The sequence below is a fragment of the Prosthecobacter sp. genome, from assembly GCF_044232965.1.
GTDB lineage: Bacteria > Verrucomicrobiota > Verrucomicrobiia > Verrucomicrobiales > Verrucomicrobiaceae > Prosthecobacter.
Window position 1 is genome coordinate 45437 of the sequence record NZ_JBIIKX010000005.1, and the last position, 24368, is coordinate 69804.

Consider the following 24368-nt stretch of genomic DNA (forward strand, 5'->3'; position numbering starts at 1 on the left):
AGGATTCTTGGTTTCGCAGCCGCTGGGTGCCGCTATCGTGCCGTCGCATGTCTTTGACTCCCGACCCTGATTCCCCGACCTGGCTCAAACGCTTCTGGTGGCTGCTGGCCGCCGTTTTCATCGCCCGCGTGGGCGTGATGCTGCTGTTTGTGAATGGCGCGGACCTGGCCGGTGACGAGGCCTATTACTGGGATTGGGGCCGCAGGCCGGACTGGGGCTACTTCAGCAAGCCGCCGATGATCGGCTGGATGATGGGCGTGATCGGCTGGCTGACTGGAAACGCCGAGTGGGGCATTCGTTTCGCCGCCCTGCTGCTCGGCACGGCCACGCTCATCGTCATGCACCGCATCGCGCTCGTGCTGTTTGATGCCAGGACCGCCTTCCTCACCGCCGTGCTCGTGCTGTTGACGATTGCAAACGCCGGGCTGAACCTGCTGCTCACCATCGACGCGCCGCTGCTCCTGTGCTGGACGCTGGGGCTGCTGCTGTTCTGGTTCGCGGTGCAAAAACCCTCCTGCAACACCCGCTGGCTCGCGCTGACGCTCGTCATCGGCCTCGGCACGCTCAGCAAGCAGATGATGCTGGCTTTTCCTTTGCTGATGCTCGCCTTCGCTGCCGTTTCACGCGAGGACCGCCCGCTGCTGCGCAATCCGCGCCTGTGGCTCACCATCCTGGCCGGCATGGCCTTCATCATTCCCGTGCTGAAGTGGAACCAGGAACACGCCTGGATCACCCTGGAGCACACGAAGCATCACTTCGACACGCAGAGCCTGGATTTTGGCCAATGGATCGGCCGCACGCTGGAAAATGTCGGCCTTCAGGCGCTCATCTACACGCCTGTGACCTTCTTGGCGCTCGTGGCTGCGATGCTGGCTGGGATCAAGCACCACTCCAAGCTCACGCGCCCTGCGTTATTCCTGCTGCTGGCTTCAGCGCCCGCCCTGGCCTGTTTCGCGCTGCTGGCGCTGCGGCAGCGCATCAATCCGAACTGGCCCGCCGCCTTCTTCGTGCCCGCCTTTGTGCTGGCGGCGGCGTGGATGCGCGGTTGCCTGCCCACGGTGGCAAATCCCGGCTGGCAGCGCTGGTCCCTGCGTGTCGGGGGCGTATTCGTCGTCATCGTTCATCTCGCGCTCGTCATTGTTTTCACCACCGACCTTAAAGGCATCAGCAAGCTCGCCAGCATCCGTGGCTGGCGTGAGGCGGGCATCGAGGCGCGGAAATTTCTCGATCAAGTGCCACGACCGGAAAAAACCTTCGTCATGGCGCTCAGCCATCGCTACCACGCGGCGCAGATGGCCTTCTATATGCCCTCGCATCCGCGTTTGTATCGCTGGGAGCCGAGTGGCACGCCGCAGTCTCAGTACGAGGTCTGGCCGGGGCCGGAAGAACGCCTCGGCTTCGACGCGCTCATTCTTGATCCCTCGCCGGGCCGAGAACTGCTGCAAAACCCGGTCTTCACCGCAGCCTTTGAAAAGCTCGAACATCGCGGAGACATCCGCATCGTGCTCGGGCAGCAGACACGCGAGTTCAGCGTGTATCTGGGCACGAACCTGAAATCTTGGAAACCCGTGCGCGCCCAATGACCGCCTGGGATCTCGGCCTGCTGCATCAGATCAACACCGCCGGGTCGCATCCGGCGCTCGACTGGCTCATGCCCGCGCTCTCCGCCATTGAGGCGTGGCTGCCGGCCATCATCCTCGCGGTGCTGCTCACCGCTTGGCGCGGCGGCAAGCAAGCGCGGCTCATGCTGTTCTGCCTCGCCATCGCCATCGCCATCGGCGACGCCGTGATCTCCAACACCCTGAAAAAAACCGTCGGCCGCGTGCGCCCTCGCGATGCGATGGAAGGCGTCATCGTTCGTGATCTCGGCAACGCCTCGCCCGCATTCATGCGATTGTTTGAAAAGCCAGTGATCAAAGCAAGCGAGCCGCGTGGCGAAACTCACGGCAAGTCCTTTCCTTCCAGCCACACGGTCAACATGTTCGCCGTCGCCACAGTCATCGCCTGTTTTTATCGCGGTGCCGGCCTGGCGATGTATCTGCTCGCCGCCGCCGTTGCTTATTCGCGCATCTACTGCGGCGCGCACTGGCCCTCTGACATCCCTCCCTCCATGGCGCTCGGTGTCTTGACCGGTCTGGGAGTCGTCAGCGCGACCAAACGATTCATGAGCCGGTGGAACGCACGGGTTTGACAAAAACCATCAGTGCCCCGCACACGAGCAGCCCACCTGCAGCGAATTGAAACAGCGTGCTGACGCTGATCTGCGCATCGCGCAAAACACCACCGATGTACACCGTGAGCCCGCCGACGATGCAGGAGAACATGTTCAGCACGCCATAACCCGTGGCGCGGTAGCGGCTGTCGGACACTTGGCAGAGGATGGGCATCAAGTTCGCGTCAGAAAACACACGCGTGAAGCCGTAGATCGACAGCCCGGCGATGGCCATCGCCAGAACACCCGTGTTAGCGACCAGCAACGTCGCAGGTGTGGCGATGAACAGGCCGATGGCGGGCACGAGGATACGCGCGCGATCATTTGTGCGGCTCCAGCGATCCGCCCACGCGCCGCCGACGAGCTTGCCGACAAACATCGCCACCGCCAGAAAGCTCGTGGCCGAGATGCCCGCCGCGCCTTGATCGAGCTTGAACTGCTCTTTGAAGAATGTGGGCATCCAGCCCATCACCGCCCAGCCCGCCAGCGCCAGCAGGCCCCAGAACGCGAGCAGCAAAAGAAACGAACGGCTGCTAAATAAGCTGACGAGCGCTTGGCCGAGTCGTGGCTGATCCGCACTCGATGTCACGACTCCACTCTGACGTGGCGGTTCACGCAGCACGAAAAGCAAACCCACGGCATACACGACACCGAAGATGCCAAACACATCGAACGCCGCCGACCATCCGTGCCTCTCCGCCACCCAGCCGCCGATGCCCGCCAGTCCTGTGCCCACGCTCAGCCCGGTCATGTGGATGCCCGTGGCAAGCGAGCGCGTGCTGCCTCGATGATAGTCGGCAATCAAAGCCAGCGCCGCAGGCAAATACGCCGCCTCGCTCAGGCCCATGAGTGCACGCACGACGATCAGTTCCTCAAAACTCCGCGCATGACCCGTGAGCCACGTCAGCAGCGACCACACGAGCAGGCTGAACACAATCAGTCGGCTGCGATTGAAGCGATCTGCGAGAAATCCGGCGAAGGGACTCAGGAGTCCATACACCCACAGGAAAACCGAGGTCAGCAGGCCGAACTGCGCATCCGTCATCGGCACCGCTTGCGTGAGCGAATCCCGCATCGTGGTGATCATGATGCGGTCCAGATAGTTCAGTGCCGCCACGACCCACAGCACACCGACGATGAGCCAAGCTCGCGGCAGACGATCCAGGTTCATCGCACTTCCTCCCAGTCAAACTCCAGCCGGATGATCTCCGGCACTTTCTGCGCGCCGCTTTTATAAGTGATGACATGGAAGCCCGTGTGCCCCTCATTCTCCGTCCAATACGGCTGCGCGTAGTAGCCATCTGCCACCGGCTTCTTCTCCGCATTGTCCAAGACGACATGCCGTGTGATCGCGAGCGTCTGCGGATCAAACTTGAACAGGGCGAGCTGCATCAAGCCCTTCTCGATCCAGTTCCGTCCCAGCAGGTAAAAGCCACCGTCTCGCTGAAACAAGCGCGGCCGGCCAATGTGCGAGGTGATGACTTCATTCTCGGCATTCAGATCGGTCTTCGCGATCAGTTTGAACTCCGCATCCGTGCGCAGCAGCCACCCGCGATTGTCATAACCCCGCGCCGTGACGATGAAGCCATCACCATGCGCCATGAACGCGCTTTCATTGATCGGCGCACCACCGAGTTCATTCGTGATGCTGCGGACGAAACGCCACGTCAGGCCGTTGTCATCGCTGCGGATCACATCCACGGAGCCTGGCTGACTCTTCGTCTTGTGAACGAGCTTGCCACCGGTGAGGTTCGCAAAGGTCATCACCAGCATCCACGTCGTTTGCCCGCGAGTGATCGAGTCAAACGCATAGCCATACTCCACGCCATCGATCACGCCCGCCCGCTGCACCGGCCCGAAGGTCTTGCCGCCGTTGTTGGACCTCACCACGGCCAATCCCGTCCGCAGCGATCCCTGCGCCGCCTGCGCGTCGATGTAGTTCGCCACGTCCCCGTTCCCAAACCGCACCCACTCGCCCATCTGCATGATCTCGCCCTTCACCTCTGCCAGAGTGCCCGTGGCGAGCACTTTGCCCGATGCCTTGCCCAGCCTCAGCAGTTCCTGCGTCGCTCCCGCGTCCGCCGCGTGCGCTTTCCCGCGCTTGAAGCTCACCAGCACCTCATCCCCCACTTCGATCACCGCCGGAAAGGCCAGATAGTCGTCACCCGAGGCCAGTGTGTGAATCTCCTGCGCAGGAAGGAGCGAGGCAAACAAAGCGAGAGCCGAGATGAAGAAACGTGACATGACCGGCCATCAAACGTCCCCTGCTCACCCGTCCATGCATCCACGCAGGAGATCAGCTCCAGAGGAGCGAAGTCGAACGAGGCCAAGGAACCTGATCAGCGATGCGCCGCAGCCGCTTGGATGACTCCGCTCCCCTCGGAGCCTATTAAAGCCGCGCCCAAACTTTCGCGATCTCGGCAAAATGCTTTGAACTGAGACGATCAACAGTCATGGACGATTCAGATTCATCCAAGCATGCACGAGCGAGAGACTTATTTGGTGGCATGTTATTCATGTGGGCGTATGCCATCTGCATCAAACATAGATGACGAGGTTTGCCGAGTTTCTCCGCCAGTGAGAGCACTGAAAGCGCAGGGCGAGTTTTTCCCAAACGTGCTTCGATCAGTCCTTTCGTGAGCCATGCCTCACTTTCAGAAGCATCTAAGCAGTGTCTTCGCAAATAGCGCGAGCTTTGACAGACATGGGAACGGAGCTCGTCGAGAAGGGACCATGTTCAACAAAACGCCCCGTAGTCTTGAACTGGCCCTGCGTGACAGGGCTTCTTCATTCATTCTGTAGTCCTCAAAAAATGGGCGCGCGACGCGGGCGAAGGCCCAAAGTGGTTCCCACGCATCTGGAAGCTTACTATTGCGTCCTGCGCACAGGCTCGCCATGGCGTGAGGTGCCATCCAAGTCCGGCGCGTAGTGCTCACGGCTGGCTCTACGAATCCCACCTCGGCACCGAGGGTCTCATCACCGAACGCGCCGTCTATGCCGATGTTCTCACCCGCGTCTGGGATCTCATGCAAAGCGGCAAAGACCCCGACACCGTGCGCGACATCCACGCGAAGCTGATGCTCTTCTTCAATCTCGGCCAGCATCTGCCCGGCGGCGACCTGCGGGGCTTCCAGCTTCATCTGTGGAAGAAGCGCGGCATCTTCAAAAACATGATCTCCCGCCAATACTGCCCCAAGCAGTCGATCCCCGACAAACCCATCTTCTCCGAGTTGAAACTGAGTGCGGAAGAGATCGCCGAGATCGATTTTCGCTTTGAGGCGCTGCGGCCCTATTTGAAGGCGGAGCGAAAGTAGCGTCAGCAAAGCGGCCATCTTGCTCCGCAAGATGAGCTGAGGGCTACCGCAGGCTCGGAGTGTTATCGAAGTGCGGTGACGAGTGGAGTCTGCGAAGTGCCAAGCTCCTCTCGACGGAGCGAGAGGGCTACTTTGCGTCGCCGATTCGCATCGGCTTCTCCGGCATTTTCACGGCATCGATATCGCTGAGCTTCACCTTGAGCACTTCGACGCTTTGTTTGCCACCTGCAAAGGCGATGAAGAGGCTGTCGCCGTGCTCGATGACGTGCGGATAGTCGATGTGACGGCCACCGACGAGGTAGAGCATCTTGGTGAAGGCGAGGCCGTCATCGCTGATCGAGAGCGTGAGCGGATCGCGCTTCTTAGGATTGGGATTCGAGACGAGGACGTAGCGACCATCGCGGAGGCGGAGGCCGCTGATTTTCGAGGTGGCGTCGGGGAAGTTCGTCTTCTGTGGCGTGCTCCAGGTGTGACCGTCGTCGGTGGAGAAGGCGCGGTAGAGGAAGCCGCTGCGGCGGTTGTCGCGGAAGACGGCGGCGAGGGTGTTATACGGCAAAATCCACCAATCCGGCTCCTCGGCCTTCAGTTCGGACGCGCTGCCGAGCACGGGAAAGGATTGCCAGTCGCCGATTGATTTAATGCCGCCGACGAGGAAGTGCACGCCGCTGGTTTTGTAGTCATGCTGGCGTCGTGACATCATCCAGTCGCCGGTGCGCAGTTTCATCGGCGGGAAGTTGTTGATCGTGTTGTCAAACACAAGCCCTGCATCGCGCCACTCGCCGGACGCTTTGTCGAAACGGAAGGCACGCAATTCGAGGCTGGGGCCGAAAAAGCCTGCCGCCTCGTCCACTGAGGCCAGCGCAAGCAATTCGCCATCTCGTTGCCAAAAGCCGCGCGAGATCCAGCGCATGCCTTTTTCCGTGCGAGTGCCGTAATGCGGCGAATCAGGCCCCGAGTTCGGCGGAATCGGCGTCAGGAACTTCGGCGTGCTCCATTTCAAGCCGTCGGAGCTCGTAGCGAACTTCACGCGCTGCCCCACGCGGTCCTCGATGCCTGGTCCATCGCTCCACATGGCCCAAAACTGGCCGTCGTGATGCGCGAGGTAGTTGTGCTGATTCACACCACCTTTCTTTTTGTCGAGCTGTGTCGGGTCGTTGCCCTTGGCGGTCACGTCGTTGATTACGACATGCTGACTCGGCACACGCGGAAGCGCGACGAAGTCGAGTTGATGCGAATCCTCCGGCACCCACGGGCCGGAGAGCATCACGGGCGAACTGGGACTCGGCGGCTCTGCCAGTGCAGAGGCTGCGAGAAGAGCGAGTAAGGCGGCTTTCATAATGGTAGATTCGATTGGTAATCGAATCGGCTAGGGGGTTCGGATTCGAGTGCCACTCAAATCTACGTCACTGCGGCCTCTGGCCGTTCAAGATGGGCTTCGTGGTGAGCTTGGCGGGATCGAGGACGACGTGTTTCACCTTCGCCCGCTTCCAGGTGTAGGTAATATGCACGAGGCCGTCCTTCGTCTGGATGATGGCTGGATAGCTGAACTCCTTCTTCGGTTCGTCTTCAAAAACCAGCGCGGCTTCCCAGGTCTTGCCGTCCTTGCTCACGGCGAGATTCAGCGGACTGCGTCCTTTGGCGGTGTGGTTATAGATGAGCAGGTGACGGCCATCGGCGAGGGTGACGGCGTCGGTGCCGGAGTTCGGATTTGGCAAATCGGTAAGTGAAATCTCACCCCAGGTCTTGCCGGCATCGTCGGAGGTGATCTGGAAGACTTTGCTCTGCTTCGTGCGACCGACGGCTTGAAGCTTGTCGCCGCCGAGGAAGAGAATGCTCGGCTGGATGGCTCCGATCTTCAAACCGTCGTGCAGCAACTCGGTGCGCGTCCATGTTTTGCCGAGATCAGACGTGCGTTCGAAGTAGATGGCCCACGCGCTGGGCTTCGTGTCGGTCTCGTTGCTCGTGGGGCAGAGGATGTCGCCGTTTGAGAGCTGCACAGGCTTGTTCTTGATCGGGCCGAAGATGCCCTTCGGCAGCTTTTGAGCCGCCGACCATGTTTTGCCGCCATCGGTGCTCGTTTTCAGCTCGCCCCACCAGGTGCTCGGCGACGGGCCGACTTTGTAGAAGAGCATCAGCGGCGCGTCCTTCGGCTGAAACAGCACCGGATTCCAAGTTGGGTGCCGCTTGCCGTCGGCTTGCTTGCCATTCGCCGTTTCGACGCCTTCGGTCCATTTGCCATCGGGAAGATGCCGCGAGACCCAGATGCACACGTCCGGGTTTTTCTCCGCCGTGCCACCAAACCAGGCCGTGACTAGGCCCGTGGGCGTTTCGGTGATCGTGGTAGCGTGGATCTGCGGGTAAGGGCCGGTGTCGTAGATGTATTCGGTTTTGAGAATGGCGGGATCGGCATGAGACAACCACGGAATACACAGAATACACGGAAGGATGAGATGATGAAGTTTCATAGCGGGTTGTTTGTTCGGTTGGTTTGGGTTCCGTGGTTGTGCTATCAGAGTACGATCCGCTCAATCTCAATGAGAGGGTTGTGGCCGAAATTGACCAAGAAGGCGGAGTTTGAAGCCGGTGGCTTTGAGGTAATTCTGAACCTGCGCTCGATGAGCATCCGTCAATTCCTTCACGGCTTTGAGTTCGATGATGATCTTGTCGAAGCAGATGAAGTCCGGGATGTATTCGCTTTTCAGAGGGGTTCCTTTGTAGTCGAGGTGGAGCCGAGGTTGAGAAATGCTAGGCACCCCGGCAAGTCGAAACTCAATTTCGAGGCACTCTTGGTAAACGGGCTCAAGAAAGCCAGAACCCTTGTTCTTATAGACTTCAAAGAGCGCACCGCGAATGGCGAAGCTTTCGTCTGGATAGATGAGTTTGGGGTTCATTGGGAGGAGATGGATTGACCACGGAATACACAGGACACACTGAAAACTGAACCAGAAAAACCTTTCCGTGTATTCAGTGTATTCCGTGGTTGTTCCTATCTGAGCAGTCCGAGGGTGACGAGTCTTTCACGAATGATTTCGCGTTCCGGTTCGCGGAAGCGGTGGAAAGGCTCGGCCATGTGGTCTTCGCAGATGCAGAGGAGACTGAGGCCGCATTTGATGCCTTTGATGATGGCGCTCTTGTGCTTGCCGACGGTGTAGATGGCTCCGGCGAGCTTCATCACCTGGGCGTGAAGCTCTCGCGTGCGCTGGAGGTCCTGCGCGGCGGCGGCTTGATACATCTCGACGTAGAGTTTCGGATGCAGATTGGCTCCGCCATTGATGCCGCCGTGGCCGCCGAGCAGCACGGCCTCGGCAGTGAGTTCCTCGGGTCCGACGAGTACGCTCCAATCGGCGCGTTGCTTGGCGATCTCGATGAGGCGGTGAAAATAGATCATGTCACACGAGCTGTCTTTGACGCCGCAGACGCCGGGCATGTCGAGCGCACGCCGCACGAGGTCGATCTCGAAGCTCACCTTCGTCAGACCGGGCATGTTGTAGAGAAACAACGGCAGCGGCATCTCGGCGACGAGGTCCTGCACATACTCGAGCATCTCCGGCGGTGCGGCGGGGAAGTAATAGGGTGGTGCGAGCACCACATGCGTGGCTCCGGCGTCGGCGGAGTATTTCGCGAGGTTCACACTCTCGGTGAACGACGTGTCCGTGATGCCGACGAGCACGGGAACGCGGCCGTTGGTGAGCTGACAGGTCTTTTCGATCAACTCACGACGCAAACGGTAGCTGAGGCTCGGGCCTTCACCCGTCGTGCCGAGAATGAACAGGCCGGACACACCGCCGCTGATGAGGTGCTCGACCAGACGCTCCAAGCCGGCGGAATCGAGCGCGTCGCGATCACGCAATGGGGTGACGAGAGGCGGGATGATGCCGCGAAGTGGTTGGGACATAAGCCGCAACCAAGTTCAACGCGCCAACAACGCAAACCGCGTGTTCTGACCATCCTTGGCAGCCGCTTGACGATTCTTGATGGCCCTGACATGCTCCAAGCCATGCCCGCCACCGACCAGGCCGACTACTTTTCGACGCAAGTCGTGCGCACCCGACGCTTTTTTCTGCCGGAGTGGGAGGAACGTCAGCGTGATGCGGGCACGCTCAGCCTCGTGGGCGGCGGCTGCGAGTGGTGTGCGCCGGATTTTGTCGTGGATCGGCGGGACTTTCCGTTTCTCGCTTTCGAGTTCGTCTCGCGCGGCCAGGGCAGCGTCACGCTGGCCGATCAAAAGCACTCGGTCGAGGCCGGGCATGCGTTCTTTTTTGATTCCACCACGCCGCACGTCATCCGCAGCTCGGCAGAGGAGCCGATGGTGAAGTATTTCTTTAATTTTACCGGCAAACGCGCCGCGCAGATGATGAGCGATCTTGATCTCTCCCCCGGCAGTGTTTTGCGCGTGGCGGATGCCTCACGCGTGGTCACGCTGCTGGAGGAGGTGATCGATCATGCGCTGCGTGGCGGTCGATTCGGGCTACGAGCGGCTTGTGCGGCGCTGGAGCACGCTTTGGTGCTCTGCGCGGACAGCCGCCAGCCTGCAACGACGAAGATCGACCCCGCCTACGCGACGTATCTGCGCTGTCGCGGTCATCTGCTGCGGAATTACCCGGTTCTAAGCAGCATTGAGCAAGCAGCGAAGGCCTGCCACGTCTCGGCGGCGTATTTCACGCGGTTGTTTCAGCGTTACGACACCGAAACTCCCCTCGCCTGCCTCACGCGCCTGAAACTCTCCCAAGCTGCGATCAAGCTGCGCCAGCCGGACGCCTTGGTGAAAAACGTGGCCGCCGAGCTCGGCTACAAGTCCGCCGCGCATTTTTCGCGTGCTTTCAAGGCGTGGAGCGGAAGATCGCCTCGTGGTGGTTGAAATGCGGCGGGGACTTCCCATCTTCGCGCACTCCCCATCCACACCGCATGCTTTCCTTCCTCAAAATCCGCAACCTGGCCCTCGTCGAAGATGTGACGTGGGAGCTGGCGGCGGGACTGGTGGGTGTGACGGGGGAGACGGGCGCGGGCAAGTCGATCATTGTGGGTGCTTTGAAGCTGATCCTCGGCGAGCGGGCGGACCGGTCGCTGATCCGCAATGGGCAGGATGCCTGCACGGTGGAGGCGAGTTTTCATCTGAAGGACACGCGGGCGATTGATGCGGTGCTCGAAGAAGCGGGGCTGGAGCCGTGCCAGGACGGGGAATTGCTGATCAAACGCACCATCAGCACCAGCGGGGCGAACAGGCAGTTTGTGAACTGCTCGCCGGTGACGATTCAGGTGCTCAAGAGCCTGGGCGAGTTTTTGGTGGATCTGCATGGGCCGCATGATCATCAGTCGCTGCACTCGCGTGAGCGGCAGCTTGAGATGCTGGACAAATTCACCGGCATCGAGGAGCTGCTGGGCAAGTATCAGGACGCCTGGAAGCAGTGGCGTGCGGTGGTCACGGAACTCGATGAACTGGAGAACTCTGAGCGGGCCTCCAGCCAGCAGATCGACATGCTGAAGTTTCAGGCGAACGAAATCGCGGTGGCCAATCTCAAGGCAGGCGAGGAAGAGGAGATCGAATCGCGTCATCGCATCGCCGCGAATGGTGCGAGACTTGCCGAGCTGTGCGGAGCGATCACGAGCCGCCTGAGCGAGGGCGAAGGCAGTGTGATTGATGGCTTGCGTGAGATCAGCCGCAGCCTGCATGAACTGGAGAAGATTGATCCCGGCACGGCGGCGATGTTTGAAGGCTTTAAGTCGGCGCAGATCGAGCTGACGGAGCTGGAGAGCAGTGTGGCGGATTACGCGGGCGATTTGGAGATAGATCCTGCTGAGTTGGACAAGCTCGAAGGGCGCATTCACACGATCCAAACGCTGAAGCGGAAGTATGGCCGCAGCATCGCGGAGATTTTGGAGTTCCTGGCCGAAACGGAGCGCAAACTCGCGAAGATGGAGAATCGCGGCGAGGAGATCGCTAAGCTGCAAAAGCTGGTGAAGGAGCGCGAGGTCGAGGTGATGAAGCTTGGGAAGCAGATTTCGAAGAAACGAGCCGATTCAGCCCCAAAACTGGCCAAAGAGGTGGCTTCTCATCTCATCGACCTTGGATTCAAGCGCAGCGTGTTCGAGGCGCAGCTTGCCAACCTGCCCTCGCCGGAGAAATGCGGCCTGGAGGAGGTGGATTTCCATTTTGCGCCGAATCCGGGCGAGCCATCAAAGCCGCTGCGGTTGACGGCGAGCAGCGGTGAGATGTCACGCGTGCTGCTGGCGGTGAAAAGCGCTCTGGCGAAGCAGGACGCGGTGCCGCTGCTGGTGTTTGACGAGATCGACGCGAACGTCGGCGGCAACATCGCCGAGGCGGTGGGCCGCAAGATGGCGGCACTGGGGGCGACGCACCAGGTGATCGCCATCACGCACTTCCCGCAGGTGGCGTCACTGGCTCGCAGTCACTTTGTCGTGACGAAGGAGATCACGGGGAACACGACGCGCTCGCAAATTCAGGAAGTGAGCGCAGACGAGCGCATTGAGGAACTGGCGCGAATGCTCGGCGGCAGCGCGGCAAGCGCCCGGGAGCATGCCAAGAGCCTGCTCAAGGGCGCGGCAAAGTGAGCCTCGCGAACTTTCTCACACCAACTGCATCGACATACGTGGCGGGCGGCCTTTGACACGTTTGAGCGTGGCCAGGCGGGCGAGGGCACCAAGCTGGGTCTGTGGATTCCAACCCTTGGGGGCCTTTTTGCCTTTGCCGCTCCATTGCATGCCGTCGGTGATCCATTTTTCGCGATAAGCATCGTAGCTGACGCCTTGGTCGTCATCGGTCACGCCAAACTGGAAGCCGCAGCAGGAGCAAATTTCCATGGAGGCTCCGCCAGTGCGATTTCGTGGCGGCTCGGCGAGGTGGTCGTAGCCACACACAGGACAGGTGTTTAACGAGTTTTTCATGACAGGTTGTTTGGGGGGCGGTTTTGCGGGAGTTTTTTCAGCGGGAGGAAAAGCGTAGGTCAGCAGGTTTCACCGGACGTCCGGGCTGGCGCTGCCAGTAGCCGGAGCTTTCCGGCTTGAAGAATGTTTTTGTGCGTCCTACGCCATTGTAGGCGGCGAAGATGCCTGTTTTAGTGTCAAAAACCCGCAGCGTGCCATCGGTCTCATCGAGTTTCATGGGCAGGCTGTCAGCGCGGGCGCGCTGGAGAAAGCGCCAGGCCTGCGCGGCATAGTCATCGGGCGATGTGCTGGAAAAGTCACGCCCATGTCGGTCGAAATGATCCTGCAACGTCGTGATATTGCCCCAGGTTTGGCGTGTGGGCGGAGTTCGCAAAGCTGCGACATCACTCGGCGGGGGCTTTTTTTCAGGCGAGAGAACATCGAGAACTCGTCGCACGATGGAAGAAGGTGCCGCAGTAACGGGCGTGGTGAAGGTGCCGGTGGCGAGCTTCGTACGGGCACTGCCGATGCTGTAATAATACGTCGTCCCGGGAGCCAGGCCCGGGAGCGAAACCTCATGTGCGCTGCTGACGCCACCTTCCGTCTTTTGATCCAGTTGAGCGGCATTGCGGCCGTAGCTTAGCCGGGTGCCGCACTCGACATCCGTTTTCCAGGAAATGGTGGCCGTGTTCGCCTCTGCTTTCACCTGCGGCTGGCCGACAAGCTCAACGGCATGCGACAGCGCGCCAGCAAAGGCGACGAGGATGACGATAAGCAGTGATGCGAGTCCTTTCATGAACTTGAAACGTGGCGGGTCACAGTGAGACAGCCCTAGGTGGCATCCGTTCAATCTGCATATCGCCCACCACGCGGGCCGCTCATCCACTTCCACGCGCTTTCGATGTGCTCGCGTGGATCGAGGTGCGCGGCCTTCCAGCCGATGACCTTCGCGGCGAGCGCCGGATCGGCGACGAGTTCGGACGGATCTCCGGCGCGGCGTTCGCCATACTTCACGGGGATCGTTTTGCCGGTGACGGACTCGGCAGTGGCGATGATTTCCTTCACGCTGAAACCACAGCCCGTGCCGAGATTGATGGCGATGGTATCGCCGCCTTCACGAAGATATTTCAGGGCCAAAGCATGGGCGCTGGCGAGGTCGCAAACGTGGATGTAATCGCGGATGCAGGTGCCATCCGGCGTGGGGTAATCGGTGCCGAAGACGGTGATGTGCTCACGCTGACCGGCGGCGGCCTGAAGCACGAGCGGGATAAGATGAGTCTCGGGATTGTGATCCTCGCCGATCTCGCCGCTGGGGTGGCCGCCGCTGGCATTGAAGTAGCGCAGGAAAACGGACTTCAGTCCCCACGCAGTGCCACAATCACGCAGCACACGCTCCAGCATCCACTTCGAAGCGCCGTAGGGATTCACCGGAGATTGCGGATGCGACTCGTCGATAGGGATGCGCACCGGATCACCATACGTCGCGCAGGTAGAGGAAAAGATGAAGCGTTTGCAGCCATGGCGCTGCATGGCCTCCAGCAGCGTGAGCGGCGAGGCGAGATTGTTGCGGTAGTATTTAAGCGGATCGGTGACGGACTCGCCCACATAGGCAAAAGCGGCGAAGTGCAGCACAGCCTCCGGCTTGTGCTCGGCGAAAAGACGCTCAATGAGCGCGGCGTCTGCCATTTCGCCCTCAATGAAAGTCACACGGTCCAGCGGCAGGGCACCGCGATGGCCGAAGACGAGATTGTCGAGCACGACGACGCGCTCATGCTGATCCAGCAGATGACGAACAGTGTGCGAGCCGATGTAGCCGGCACCGCCGGTGATGAGAAGGGTTCCTTGTGACATTTCGGAAGTACAGCAGGCGATGGATGCGTTGCCAAATGGAGATTCCTTTAGAGCCTCCCCACAATTGGGAGGCCTTTATCATGGCTTGGCTCCCGGCTGCGGCACCTGCACGGGATGCATGAGATAGGCGATGAGATCGCGCACCATGTCCGGTTGAAGGGCGAGGAGCAGGCCCTCGGGCATCATCGACATGGGGGACGTTTCCTGTTTGGTGATGTCGGCGCGGTCGAGGGTCAAGGTTTCGGTCACGGTGCGCAAGGTGAGCGTGCGGTCGTTCGATTCGGCGATGACGCCGCTGAGGACGCGGCCGTCTTTGTGCGTGAGGAGGCTCATGCGGAAGTCGGCGCTGACCACACCGCTGGGATCGGCGATGTTTTCGAGCAGGTAATCGAGGTTCGTACGGCCCGAGCCGGTCAAATCCGGGCCGATCTTGCCGCCTTGGCCGTACATGACGTGGCAGGCGCCGCAGACGGCGGTGAAGAGCATGCGGCCCTGGCTGAGGTTGGCTTTGGCAAGCGTGTCAGGCGTGAGCTGGGCTTTCACCTTCTCGATGAGCTGCTTTTTGTCGGCGGCAGACTCACGCAGCTCGCCCCAGGCATCCGTGAGCTGTTTCGTGAGCGCTTCGTCATTGAAGGAGCGAATCTGGCGGGCGTGGAAGGCGCTCAGGTCGGTGCGCGGGATTTTGCCGGCGGCCATCTCGGCGAGCATCGCTTTGGCGAAGGCGGGGCGCGAGACGAGCGTGTCGATGATGCCGGGCGCAAACTTGCGGTAGTTTTTCGCGAGCTGCTTGCCAATCTCTGGATCATCAAAGAGAGCCAGTCCGCGCGCGGCGGTGGTGTTGAGTGTGCGAACTTCGATGAGCTGTGCGCAAAGACTGCGCAGATCGTCCGGGCGCGCTTCGATCAGCGTTTTGAGCGCAGCTTCGCGGGAAGGGAGGTCGGCTTTGTCATCGAGGGCGATCTTCTTCACATCATCGAGCGCTCGGCCATCGCCGAAAAGGATGCTGAGATCGCGGATGAGCGGTGACTTCGAGGTGGCTACAATCCTGTCCCAATTCGCGGGCTTCGGAGCCTTGCGCAGGCCTTTGAAGGCTTCGGACATGCCTTCGAGCACTTCGTCGGATTGGTTGATGACGAGAAGCATGTTCAGCATCTCCGGCTGCGTGGCGAGGCTACGGGCGATCCAACGCGTCACTTTGGGCCATTGGCAATCCTTCGCCAGAGCGACGAGTCCGACGGGCTCATGCTTCGCAAGCGGCGAGATGCCGAACCAGACCATGTGGGACAAAAACGGGTCGTTCGCGTCTTCGGCGTGCGAAAGCAGCGCCTTGGCGAGAAGAGGCCGCTTTTCGACCGGAAGACGCTGAAGCACGGACGCGAGTTGAAGGCGCACGAAGGCGGATTTTTCGCTCAAGGCCATTTTGACGGGATCGAAGGCGAGTTCGGGATACTTCGCGTGCGGCAGCGGGCCGGGAATGGCATCGAGAGGCGAGAACTGCACGAGTTCGCGAATGGCGAGAGCACGTTGATGTTCGTCTCCATTCAAATCGGCCTTCGGCCACGCTTTACGCCAAGCGAAGGGCTTTCCGGGCTTCTTCGGCTCCCCGTAGCTGATGCGGAAGATGCGGCCGGAGGTGCGGTGGACACCGGTGGAGTCATGGCACTCGCCGGTGTCGCTCCAGTCGAGAATGAAGCCGCTGCCGTCGGGTCCAGTGCTGATTTCGATGCCGCGGAACCACGGATCGTCGCTGAGGAAAACATCGGGCTCGTGCTTGCCGACGTAGCCGCTGCCGTTGCGTTCCAGACGCTCCACGTTGGCGCGGCGGCCGTGCATGTTCAGCGTGAAGAGCTTGTTGCGATACTGCTCGGGCCATTGATCAGCCTGATAAATCATCATGCCGATGTGGGCGTGGCCGCCGCCGAGGCTGTTCGCCTTGCCGTCGCGAGAATCCGACCAACTTCCACTGCGGTCGTAGTGGTAGTGATCGGCGATGGTGTCGAGCTTTTCATACACGAGCGGGTTCAGCATGCTCGAATCCATGAGATGCGCACCGTGGATGAGATGCCACAGGTGGCCGGTGACGGTGTTGATGAAGAACATCTCGCCGTTCGCATCCCAATCGTGGCCCCACGGGTTCGTGGTGCCGTGCGTGAGCACTTCGACGATCTTCTTCTCGGGATGATAGCGCCAGATTCCGCCTTTCATCGGCACGCGTTGGTCTTCTGGCGTGCCGGGAACGCCGAGTTTGCCGGGACACGAGTGGCCGCAGCGGCCATAGAGCCAGCCATCGGGGCCAAAGCGCAGGCCGTTGGCGAAGTTGTGGTAGTTGTCCTTGGCCACCGTGAAGCCGTCGATCACCACCTGCGGCTCACCATCGGGGATGTCGTCGCCATTCGCATCAGGAATGAACAACACCTGCGGCGGGCACATGAGCCACACGCCGCCGCGACCGACCTCGACGCTGGTGAGCATCTGCACGTCCTGGGTGAACACTTTCCGCGTCTCCGCGACACCATCCCAGTCTTTGTCCTCCAAAATGATCACGCGATCCTTCAGCGAGAGGTCAAAGCGTTTCGCGCTCTCGGCGTACGTGTAGTTTTCCGCCACCCACATGCGGCCTTTCGCATCCCAAGCCATCGCGATGGGATTCTGCACGTCCGGCTCCGCGGTAAAGAGCGTGGCTTTGAAGCCCTCCGGCAGCTTGAGCGCCTTCAACGCCTCCTGCGGCGACATCGGCGAGGGATTGCCGGGCTCGCTGTTGTAGAGCGCGGGGAAGTCGGCGCTGTGGGCGCTTCCCAGTAGGCAAAGACTGAGGAGGATCGGTTTCATGGAAGGAGACGAGGCAGGTTGGTTTACCCTCGAATCAGCCACACGGCTGCGAAGGCCGTGAGCCAGAAGAGGACGTTTTCGAAGAGCTTCTGCGGCAGCTTTTTCAAGATCCACCAGCCGAGGAACACGCCAAGAATGACGCCGGGCATGAGCGTGAGGTTGGTCATGAGCGACTTCGGATTGATGATGCCGAGGTCAGCGCTGAACGGGACCTTGAAGAGGTTCACAAAGAGGAAGTAGCGGCTGAAGACGCCGAGGTGCTCCTTTTTCTCCAGGTGTTGGGCGAGGAGGTAAACGGTCATCACCGGACCGGCGGCGTTGGCGAGCATGGTGACGACGCCGGCGAGGAATCCCATCGTCCAGGTGAAGCCCTGGTGCTCGGTGAGCGCGAGGAAGTCCTGCCGCCGCTTGTTGAGCACCCAGTTGAAGATGAGCAGCGCAATGATGATCCAGCCGATGACGATGCGGGCCATGGCGTTGTCGAATTTGCCAAGCAGCACCCAACCCACGATCACACCGACGATGGCTGGAGGCAGGATCGGCAGGATGCGCCGCCAGGTGCCGCCTTTGCGATTCAGGAAGTAGCCCATGAAGTCCGCCGCGATGAGCATGGGCAGGATGACACCGACGGATTCCTTCGCGCCGAAGATTTTTGCCATCAGCACGACATTCAGCGTCGAGGTGCCTGACAGCCCCGCCTTCGACATGCCGATGCACATGGAGCCGAGCAAGGCCAGCACGAGCATCCAGGTATCAGCAGGCAGGAGGGTGTGTTCGGTGAGCCAAGTCATCAGAAAATGACGAATGGCGAATGGCGAATGATGAACAAGTGCTGATTCGATCCGCGCCGCTTTTTACAGCGCCATTAGCGGTGCCGGGACGAGAAAGGCGTGCTGCTCCAGCAGGCTCCAGGTTCCGTTCCAGGAGAGGTAGGGCGTGATGTAAACGACGATCACGTAAGCGAGTCCGACGGGAACGATGCCGAGACGCGCCGTCCAGCGCCAGAACCAGTGACGCGGCTGTTCGTGACGTGTGGCGCGGCTCATGGCCCAGCCGGTGAGAAGTCGGGCAGGGAAGATGAAGAGGACAAAGAGCAGACTCGGCAGCCAGGCGAGTTCACGCGGAGTGAGCTCAATCTTCAGCAGGTAGAGCGGCACGGCGAATAGCAGCGTGACGAGAAGCGACACCCAGAAGGCCAGAGGAGCACGATGGAAGAGCCGCCGCACCTCACGCAGCTCGAAGAGAGCGCTGAAGCGGTCGGTTTGCGCGAAGCGTGCTTGCAAGAACGGCAGATGAATGGCCACGAGCAGCAGCAGGATGCCGCCAATCAGCGAAACGAGAATGGAGAAGCCCAGCGGCAGCTTCGTGGCGATGAGCAGGATGCCCACGGGCACAATCAGCCACGCCAGCGCGCCGACGAAGCCACGCAGGCCAAGCCAGAAGTAAAACGGCAGCCGCAAAGCGACGACGTATTCCGTGACGATGCGCTGGAGATTGCCGAACTTCTCCGGCGTGCGCAGCCAGTGCATGAAACGCAGCGGTTGCGGCCACAGGAAGTGACGGATCTTGCCACCACGCACGCAGGCCCACACGATGTGCGCGATTACGACCACGATGACGGCGACGAGGCCCGCATGCCACGCTTTGGCCACGCTGCTGCCTGGGGCGATGAGCTCGGCGTCGCGCCACATGCCGGAGACGAGTCGGGCAGGCCACACGACGAGCCACGTGCCGGCGGCGATGCTGCCGATGACGGAGGCTTTCCTCACTCCGATGAATCCATCTCGAATGCGACCGGTGCGTGCGATGGTGCCGCTCACGTTGAGCAAGTAGCCGAGGCTGAGGAAATTAAGCACTGGAACCACCGAGCAGGCCGCTAGCAACGCGAGCAAGGCCACAAAGCCGAAGAGCCAATCGAGGATGGAGGCGAGGGCGCGGACAAAACCTTTCTTCCCGACCACGACAGGCTTCTCGCCTGAAGGCGGAGGCTGGGATGGGAGAGGCGGGGGTTCGGACATGATGTGCGGTATGAAAGTCCTGTGCCCGAGGATTGTTGCAAAGATCGCGAGGAAACCGATGCTCCAACCGTGTGTTAGAGACAGGCTCAATCGAAGCGCATTGTCATGAACTCCGCCCAAACGTCCTCAAGCTGGCTGCTCTGGCTGCGCAATGCCGTCATCCTCGGGGCGCTGGCTGCGGGCGCGGCGTGGGGCATCGCAGAGCTGCTGACGCCGCCCGTGATGCATGCCAGCAGTCATGTCGGCTTGTCCAAGGCCGCACTGGCGGACATCCAAACGACAGCCAAGGCGGTGGACGCGGATTTTGAAAAAGACTGGTCGCAGAAGCAGCTCCAGCCGGCTCCGCGTGCGGATGACCTCACGGTGGCGCGCCGTCTGTCGCTGGCACTGACGGGCAGCATCCCATCGTTGCAGGAGGTGCGCATGCTGAAGTCGCTGAAGGGAACCGATGCGGCGCAGTGGTGGCTTTCGCATCTGCTGCCTGACCGTCGCACGAGTGACTACCTCGCAGAGCGGCTCGTGCGCGTGTATGTCGGGATCGAGAACGGCCCCTTTCTCATCTATCGCCGCCGCCGCTTGGTGGACTGGCTGAGCGATTCGATCCAGCAGAACCGTCCGTATGATCAAGTCGCCCGCTCATTGATCAATGCGCAAGGCATCTGGACGACGAACCCGGAGGTGAACTTTGTCACGGTGACGAACCAGATGAACAACAAAGGTCCTGACGAGGCGAAGCTGGCCGCCCGCGTGAGCCGGGCCTTCCTCGGGGTGCAGATGGACTGCGTGCAGTGTCACGATGGCAAGCTCGGCAGCACCTGGAAGCAGTCGGATTTCCACACGCTGGCCGCTTACTTCGGGCAGGCGAAGTTCGAGCTGAATGGCCTGCGCGATGATCCGAAGCAGAAATACAAGACACGCTATCTCGGCAAGACCGACGAGGAAGTCGTTCCTGCCATGGTGCCGTGGAAGCCGGAGTTGCTCCCGCAAAAAGGCACGCCACGCGAGCGGCTTGCTCACTGGGTCACGGCAAAGGAGAACAAGCCCTTCGCACGCACGCTCGTGAACCGCCTGTGGGCGCTGCTTTTCAACCGTCCGCTCATCACGCCGGTGGATGACATTCCGCTCGAAGGGCCGTTCCCACCAGGCATGGAGGCGCTGGCAGATGATTTGACTGCGCACAACTTCGATCTGCATCGGCTCATTCGCGTCATCGTCGCGACGCGTGTCTTCCAGCAGTCCAGCCGCTCCGCTGACCCGGCGCATCCCGTGACCGAGGAAGCGGAGAAATGCTGGGCGGCTTTTCCAGTGACACGCCTGCGGCCGGAGCAGATGGCCGGCAGTGTCATCCAGGCCGCGTCGCTGAGCACCATCGACTCGGAAGCACATGTCGTTTTTCGCATTAAGCGCGATCTCGACGTGGCGAACTTCGTCAAACGCTACGGTGACTCCGGCGAGGACAACTTTGACGATGGCGGCGGCACCATCCCGCAGCGTCTGCTGCTCATGAACGGCAACATGGTAACCGACAACACTCGCGGCAATCCGCTGATCAATGCGGGCACCCGCATCGGCATGCTCGCGCCCAACGACGCCACAGCGGTGGAGGCCGCGTACCTTTCGATTTTCACGCGTCGTCCCACCGCGCCGGAGGCGGATCACTTCACCGGCCTCCTCGCCACCGCCAAAAGCACCAACTCACGCAGCAATGCGATGTCCGACCTCTACTGGACGCTCATGAACGCCACCGAGTTTTCCTGGAACCACTAGCGCTGCGCGGGAATGACGAATGAATGCCCCAAGCTCCAATCGCCATCTGATTTCCCGGTTCGTCATTCCTCATTCTGATTTCGTCATTTCATGAACACCTCTCCCTGCCAAAGCCGCTCCCACCACACGCGTCGCTCGCTTCTTCGCGGCACAGGCATTGCCGGTCTCTCCTGGCTCACGCCGATGGCGGATCTGCTGGCTGTGGAGACGGAAAAAGCGCCGAAGGGCAAGCCGGCGCGCTCCGTGATCCTGCTTTGGCTTGGCGGAGCCGCGAGCCAGCTCGACACGTTTGATCCGCATCCCACCACGAAGATCGGCGGAGGTGTCAAAACGATCCCCACGGCAATCAAGGGTGTCGAATTTGCCACGGGACTCGAACAAACCGCCAGTGTGATGCAGGACGTGTCGCTCATTCGCTCCATGGTAAGCAAGGAAGGCGACCACGAGCGTGCCTTCTACAACATCAAGACCGGCTACCGCCCCGATCCCACGCTCATTCATCCCAGCATCGGCGCCATCGTCTGCCATGAGCTGCCAGAGGCGAAGATCGAGATTCCGACGCATGTCTCCATCCTGCCGAACCAGTGGCCGGCACGCGGCGGCTTTTTCGGGGCAAAGTATGACGCCTTCCAAATGTACGACCCCAAATCTCCGGTGCCGGATGTGAAGGCCCGCGTTGAAGACAAGCGCATGGACCGCCGCCTGGAGAGCCTGTCCGTCGTGGAACAAGCCTTCGCACAAGGGCGTGCGCCGAATCTCGATCAGGACAAGACGCTGCATCAGGTTTCCATGCAGCGGGCACGCAGCATGATGACTTCGGATCAGTTGAAGGCCTTCAACGTGAGCGACGTGCCCGCAAAGGAACTCGCCGCGTATGGCGACACACCGTTTGGTCGCGGCTGCCTCGCGGCGGTGCGTTTGATTCAAGCCGGTGTGCGCTGCGTCGAGGTCACGCTCAACGGCTGGGACACGCACGCGAACAATTTCGAAGGGCAGGCAACACAGGTGAAAATTCTCGACGCGGCCTACGCCTCGTTGATCCGCGATTTGAAACGGCTGGGCCTGTTGGAGAGCACCGTTGTCGTCTGTGGTGGCGAGTTTGGCCGCACCCCGAAGATCAACAACGTTGGTGGCCGCGATCACTGGCCGCATGGCTTCAGCATGCTCGTGGCGGGCGGCGGTTTCGCGGGAGGGCGCGTCATGGGTTCCACCGATCCCGAAGGTGTGAAAAAGGAGCCGGAGAAGCCGGTCTTCGTCGAAGATTTGCACGCCACCGTGCAGGACCTGCTCGGAATCGACTCCAGCAAGGAAATCATGACGCCCATCGGTCGGCCCATAGCGCTGAGCAAAGGCGAGGTGGTGGGTGAATTGAAGGCGTGATCAACGTTCCGCCGTTTTCACCGCCTCAAACGGGCTGCCTTCGATGATCTGCTTGTCCTGCTGCTCCTTGGAGGCGCTGGGGTCGGGATTGAGCGTCATGATGTAGGCCACCACGTCGCGTAGCATCTGGTCGTCCTCGATGAAGAAGTTGGTGATCTGCACCATCTTCGCCCCGTTCACGTCACTTTTATGGGTGCCACGTTTGCCGGTTTTGAATTTTTTGAGTTGATCGGCCAGATACCAGCCCTGGCGGCCGAGCAGCGGCGGGCTGCCAAAGGCCATTTCGCCGCTGGCGTTGTAGCGGTGACACTCCATGCAGCGTTCTTGAAACAGTTGCATGCCCGCCTGGGCGCTGGCCTCGGCCATTTCACGATTTTGGCCCTGCGGCACGACCATGGCCATCTTTTCGACATGCTCGACCACCGCCTTGATCTGCTCCGGTTGCAGCGCCTTCGCAATCGTGGCCATCATGAAGGACTGCGGATCGGCGGCGTCATGACCGCGACGGCCTTCGCGAAAATTGGTGAACTGGGTGTTCACATACCACGAGGGCAGGCTGGCGATTGAGGGGGACTTCAACTCCGCCTTCCCTTCGCCATTGTTGCCGTGGCATTGGGCGCAGACGGTTTGGAAGATCGTTTTGCCATCCGTGGCCTTCGTCGGCACCACCACCGGCACAGCAGGGTCGGCGGCCTGCAAAACCGCTGCGCTGATGCTCAAAAGCACGAAGGCGAGATGGTGGCGCTTGATTTTCATGGTCGTGAAACGCGGTAAGTTGCACGCGGATTACAACAATGCCGCAAGGAACCTGCCGCAGGGCCTTCTTTGCCAAAATCCGCGCACTGCGGGACAAATCCGGCGCGTGCTTGCGCTTCGTTCCGGCCTGTGCGTTCCTGCCGCCATGTCCGCGCTGCCGAAAAACGTCGTCGAACTCACCCAGGCCCTCGTGCGCATCCCGTCGGTGAATCCTGACGGTGATCCCGGCACCGACGGCATCGGCGAGGAAAGGTGCGCGCGCTTCATCGCTGAGTTTCTCGAAGCCTCAGGTGCCGAGGCGTTTCTCGACGAGGTCGAGCCTGGCCGCCCCAACGTAATCGGCCGTTTTCCCACGAATCCGAGCCCAGATGGCGCACCAAAGCCACGCATCCTCTTCGCGCCGCACACAGACACGGTGAGCGTTGGCGGCATGACCATTGATCCGTTTGGCGGTGAACTCCGCGATGGCAAAGTCTGGGGGCGCGGTGCCTCGGACACCAAAGGCCCGATGGCCTCGTTCCTGTGGGCGCTGCACAAAATGCGCGATGAGATCCCGAATCTGCCGGTAGAGGTGCATTTCGCCGGTTTCATGTCCGAGGAAAGCGCCCAACTCGGCTCACAGCATTTCGCAAAGCATCACGGGCGCTACGACCTCGCCATCATTGGCGAACCGACGAGTTTGAAGACCGTGTTTCGCCACAAAGGCTGCCTGTGGGCCGATGTGCATACAAGCGGCGTCGCCGTGCATGGCGCGACGCCTGAACTCGGCGTGAACGCCATTGTGAAGATGGCGAAACTCGTCGCCGCGCTGGACTCTGACTTCCGCGAACTTTTGGCCGAAGCCAGTGGTGCTGACGAATGGCTCGGCGTCAGCACGATCAATCTCGGCATGATCCAAGGCGGCACGCGCAGCAACATCGTGGCCGATGCTTGCAAACTCCGCGTGGACATCCGCACCACGCCCGGCTTACAGCGGGCGGGAGGCGCGCTCGCATTGTTGACGGATTTTGTGCAACGCATCGACGCATCCGCTCGCGTCACCGTCGCCAGCGAGGCCTTCCACCTCGACACCGACCCCGCGAATCCCTTCGTGCAGAAACTGATCGCCGCTGGCGCCGAGTTGACCGGCGCACCGTGGTTCTGCGACGCCGCCTTCCTCGCCGCAGCGGGCACGCCCGCCATCGCCATCGGCCCCGGTTCGATCGCGCAAGCGCACACGAAGGACGAATTCATCGCCGTGAGCGATCTAGAGGCCGGGGTGGACTTTTTCAGGCGGTTTTTGAGCAGTCTGGCGGGCTAAAACGAGGCGTATTTATTTGGCAACAAATCCGGCCCTGAACCTGCTATTGCGATCAGGCT

The 24368-nt window shown here is 60.8% G+C and carries 21 protein-coding genes; 8 read left to right on the forward strand and 13 right to left on the reverse strand.

The annotated features are described in order from the left end of the window. The first annotated feature begins 47 nt into the window (after nt 1-47). Both ACILSI_RS03660 and ACILSI_RS03665 read left to right on the forward strand, forming a co-directional pair. On the forward strand, nt 48-1583 hold the full coding sequence (locus tag ACILSI_RS03660; protein ID WP_395720488.1) for an ArnT family glycosyltransferase: 1536 nt from the start codon (nt 48-50) through the stop codon (nt 1581-1583). Continuing rightward, nucleotides 1580-2191 carry a phosphatase PAP2 family protein gene (locus ACILSI_RS03665; RefSeq protein WP_395720489.1) on the forward strand — a complete coding sequence of 204 codons (612 nt, stop codon included), beginning with the start codon at nt 1580-1582 and terminating at the stop codon, nt 2189-2191. Before ACILSI_RS03660 ends, ACILSI_RS03665 begins: the two co-directional genes overlap by 4 nt. Here ACILSI_RS03665 and ACILSI_RS03670 read toward each other — a convergent pair. Both ACILSI_RS03670 and ACILSI_RS03675 read right to left on the reverse strand, forming a co-directional pair. Beyond that, nucleotides 2163-3383 (reverse strand): MFS transporter, encoded by a 1221-nt coding sequence (locus ACILSI_RS03670; protein ID WP_395720490.1) that lies wholly within the window; start codon nt 3381-3383, stop codon nt 2163-2165. The two genes, ACILSI_RS03665 and ACILSI_RS03670, sit on opposite strands and share 29 nt — an antisense overlap. After that, nucleotides 3380-4456, reverse strand: coding sequence for an exo-alpha-sialidase (locus ACILSI_RS03675; RefSeq protein WP_395720491.1), 1077 nt, complete (start codon nt 4454-4456; stop codon nt 3380-3382). The genes ACILSI_RS03670 and ACILSI_RS03675 overlap by 4 nt, the downstream gene beginning before the upstream one ends. A 656-nt stretch (nt 4457-5112) precedes the next feature. On the opposite strand from ACILSI_RS03675, the gene ACILSI_RS03680 reads away from it, so the two are divergent. Further along, nucleotides 5113-5526, forward strand: coding sequence for a hypothetical protein (locus ACILSI_RS03680; protein ID WP_395720492.1), 414 nt, complete (start codon nt 5113-5115; stop codon nt 5524-5526). Between the two features lie 127 nt (nt 5527-5653). On the opposite strand, the gene ACILSI_RS03685 is transcribed toward ACILSI_RS03680, so the two are convergent. The 4 genes from ACILSI_RS03685 to ACILSI_RS03700 all read right to left on the reverse strand — a co-directional run bounded on the left by ACILSI_RS03685 (nt 5654) and on the right by ACILSI_RS03700 (nt 9421). After that, the gene (locus ACILSI_RS03685) at nt 5654-6862 is read right to left on the reverse strand and encodes an exo-alpha-sialidase (RefSeq protein ID WP_395720493.1); all 1209 of its coding nucleotides are present in this window, start codon (nt 6860-6862) and stop codon (nt 5654-5656) included. 67 nt (nt 6863-6929) lie between these two features. Next, complete coding sequence (locus ACILSI_RS03690) at nt 6930-7991, reverse strand: exo-alpha-sialidase (RefSeq protein ID WP_395720494.1); 1062 nt, start codon at nt 7989-7991, stop codon at nt 6930-6932. A gap of 66 nt (nt 7992-8057) precedes the next feature. Beyond that, nucleotides 8058-8417, reverse strand: coding sequence for a GxxExxY protein (locus tag ACILSI_RS03695; protein ID WP_395720495.1), 360 nt, complete (start codon nt 8415-8417; stop codon nt 8058-8060). 95 nt (nt 8418-8512) lie between these two features. After that, the gene (locus ACILSI_RS03700; RefSeq protein WP_395720496.1) at nt 8513-9421 is read right to left on the reverse strand and encodes a dihydrodipicolinate synthase family protein; all 909 of its coding nucleotides are present in this window, start codon (nt 9419-9421) and stop codon (nt 8513-8515) included. A 102-nt stretch (nt 9422-9523) separates the two neighbouring features. Here ACILSI_RS03700 and ACILSI_RS03705 point away from each other — a divergent pair, with 102 nt between their 5' ends. Beyond that, the gene (locus tag ACILSI_RS03705) at nt 9524-10384 is read left to right on the forward strand and encodes an AraC family transcriptional regulator (RefSeq protein WP_395720497.1); all 861 of its coding nucleotides are present in this window, start codon (nt 9524-9526) and stop codon (nt 10382-10384) included. Between the two features lie 47 nt (nt 10385-10431). Next, entirely contained in the window at nt 10432-12096 is a 1665-nt protein-coding gene (gene recN, locus ACILSI_RS03710; RefSeq protein ID WP_395720498.1) for a DNA repair protein RecN, read from the forward strand. Between the two features lie 15 nt (nt 12097-12111). Here the strand turns inward: recN and ACILSI_RS03715 are convergent, their stop codons facing one another. The 6 genes from ACILSI_RS03715 to ACILSI_RS03740 form a co-directional block, all read right to left on the reverse strand. After that, nucleotides 12112-12429 carry a hypothetical protein gene (locus ACILSI_RS03715; protein WP_395720499.1) on the reverse strand — a complete coding sequence of 106 codons (318 nt, stop codon included), beginning with the start codon at nt 12427-12429 and terminating at the stop codon, nt 12112-12114. 37 nt (nt 12430-12466) lie between these two features. Then, nucleotides 12467-13204, reverse strand: coding sequence for a fibronectin type III domain-containing protein (locus tag ACILSI_RS03720; RefSeq protein WP_395720500.1), 738 nt, complete (start codon nt 13202-13204; stop codon nt 12467-12469). A gap of 50 nt (nt 13205-13254) precedes the next feature. Then, a complete protein-coding gene (gene galE, locus ACILSI_RS03725) occupies nt 13255-14259 on the reverse strand; it encodes a UDP-glucose 4-epimerase GalE (protein ID WP_395720501.1) in 1005 nt (334 codons plus the stop codon). A gap of 78 nt (nt 14260-14337) precedes the next feature. Further along, complete coding sequence (locus tag ACILSI_RS03730; RefSeq protein WP_395720502.1) at nt 14338-17088, reverse strand: PVC-type heme-binding CxxCH protein; 2751 nt, start codon at nt 17086-17088, stop codon at nt 14338-14340. Between the two features lie 23 nt (nt 17089-17111). Beyond that, nucleotides 17112-17879, reverse strand: a complete 768-nt coding sequence (locus ACILSI_RS03735; RefSeq protein WP_395720503.1) for a sulfite exporter TauE/SafE family protein — start codon at nt 17877-17879, stop codon at nt 17112-17114. Between the two features lie 63 nt (nt 17880-17942). Beyond that, entirely contained in the window at nt 17943-19106 is a 1164-nt protein-coding gene (locus tag ACILSI_RS03740; protein ID WP_395720504.1) for a DUF4013 domain-containing protein, read from the reverse strand. A 105-nt stretch (nt 19107-19211) separates the two neighbouring features. Here ACILSI_RS03740 and ACILSI_RS03745 point away from each other — a divergent pair, with 105 nt between their 5' ends. Next, nucleotides 19212-20873 carry a DUF1549 domain-containing protein gene (locus tag ACILSI_RS03745; RefSeq protein ID WP_395720505.1) on the forward strand — a complete coding sequence of 554 codons (1662 nt, stop codon included), beginning with the start codon at nt 19212-19214 and terminating at the stop codon, nt 20871-20873. Nucleotides 20874-20963: 90 nt separating this feature from the next. Continuing rightward, on the forward strand, nt 20964-22253 hold the full coding sequence (locus ACILSI_RS03750; protein WP_395720506.1) for a DUF1501 domain-containing protein: 1290 nt from the start codon (nt 20964-20966) through the stop codon (nt 22251-22253). On the opposite strand, the gene ACILSI_RS03755 is transcribed toward ACILSI_RS03750, so the two are convergent. Continuing rightward, nucleotides 22254-23009: a c-type cytochrome gene (locus tag ACILSI_RS03755; RefSeq protein WP_395720507.1), complete on the reverse strand. Its 756-nt coding sequence runs from the start codon at nt 23007-23009 to the stop codon at nt 22254-22256. Between the two features lie 145 nt (nt 23010-23154). On the opposite strand from ACILSI_RS03755, the gene ACILSI_RS03760 reads away from it, so the two are divergent. After that, complete coding sequence (locus ACILSI_RS03760) at nt 23155-24309, forward strand: M20 family metallopeptidase (RefSeq protein ID WP_395720508.1); 1155 nt, start codon at nt 23155-23157, stop codon at nt 24307-24309. The last annotated feature ends 59 nt before the right edge of the window (nt 24310-24368 follow it).

Coding starts and splice junctions, on each gene's coding strand:
- ACILSI_RS03660 (WP_395720488.1), top strand. CDS start 48: ATGTCTTTGACTCCCGACCCTGATTCCCCGACCTGGCTCAAACGCTTC.
- ACILSI_RS03665 (WP_395720489.1), top strand. CDS start 1,580: ATGACCGCCTGGGATCTCGGCCTGCTGCATCAGATCAACACCGCCGGG.
- ACILSI_RS03670 (WP_395720490.1), bottom strand. CDS start 3,383: ATGAACCTGGATCGTCTGCCGCGAGCTTGGCTCATCGTCGGTGTGCTG.
- ACILSI_RS03675 (WP_395720491.1), bottom strand. CDS start 4,456: ATGTCACGTTTCTTCATCTCGGCTCTCGCTTTGTTTGCCTCGCTCCTT.
- ACILSI_RS03685 (WP_395720493.1), bottom strand. CDS start 6,862: ATGAAAGCCGCCTTACTCGCTCTTCTCGCAGCCTCTGCACTGGCAGAG.
- ACILSI_RS03690 (WP_395720494.1), bottom strand. CDS start 7,991: ATGAAACTTCATCATCTCATCCTTCCGTGTATTCTGTGTATTCCGTGG.
- ACILSI_RS03695 (WP_395720495.1), bottom strand. CDS start 8,417: ATGAACCCCAAACTCATCTATCCAGACGAAAGCTTCGCCATTCGCGGT.
- ACILSI_RS03700 (WP_395720496.1), bottom strand. CDS start 9,421: ATGTCCCAACCACTTCGCGGCATCATCCCGCCTCTCGTCACCCCATTG.
- ACILSI_RS03705 (WP_395720497.1), top strand. CDS start 9,524: ATGCCCGCCACCGACCAGGCCGACTACTTTTCGACGCAAGTCGTGCGC.
- recN (WP_395720498.1), top strand. CDS start 10,432: ATGCTTTCCTTCCTCAAAATCCGCAACCTGGCCCTCGTCGAAGATGTG.
- ACILSI_RS03715 (WP_395720499.1), bottom strand. CDS start 12,429: ATGAAAAACTCGTTAAACACCTGTCCTGTGTGTGGCTACGACCACCTC.
- ACILSI_RS03720 (WP_395720500.1), bottom strand. CDS start 13,204: ATGAAAGGACTCGCATCACTGCTTATCGTCATCCTCGTCGCCTTTGCT.
- galE (WP_395720501.1), bottom strand. CDS start 14,259: ATGTCACAAGGAACCCTTCTCATCACCGGCGGTGCCGGCTACATCGGC.
- ACILSI_RS03730 (WP_395720502.1), bottom strand. CDS start 17,088: ATGAAACCGATCCTCCTCAGTCTTTGCCTACTGGGAAGCGCCCACAGC.
- ACILSI_RS03735 (WP_395720503.1), bottom strand. CDS start 17,879: ATGACTTGGCTCACCGAACACACCCTCCTGCCTGCTGATACCTGGATG.
- ACILSI_RS03740 (WP_395720504.1), bottom strand. CDS start 19,106: ATGTCCGAACCCCCGCCTCTCCCATCCCAGCCTCCGCCTTCAGGCGAG.
- ACILSI_RS03745 (WP_395720505.1), top strand. CDS start 19,212: ATGAACTCCGCCCAAACGTCCTCAAGCTGGCTGCTCTGGCTGCGCAAT.
- ACILSI_RS03750 (WP_395720506.1), top strand. CDS start 20,964: ATGAACACCTCTCCCTGCCAAAGCCGCTCCCACCACACGCGTCGCTCG.
- ACILSI_RS03755 (WP_395720507.1), bottom strand. CDS start 23,009: ATGAAAATCAAGCGCCACCATCTCGCCTTCGTGCTTTTGAGCATCAGC.
- ACILSI_RS03760 (WP_395720508.1), top strand. CDS start 23,155: ATGTCCGCGCTGCCGAAAAACGTCGTCGAACTCACCCAGGCCCTCGTG.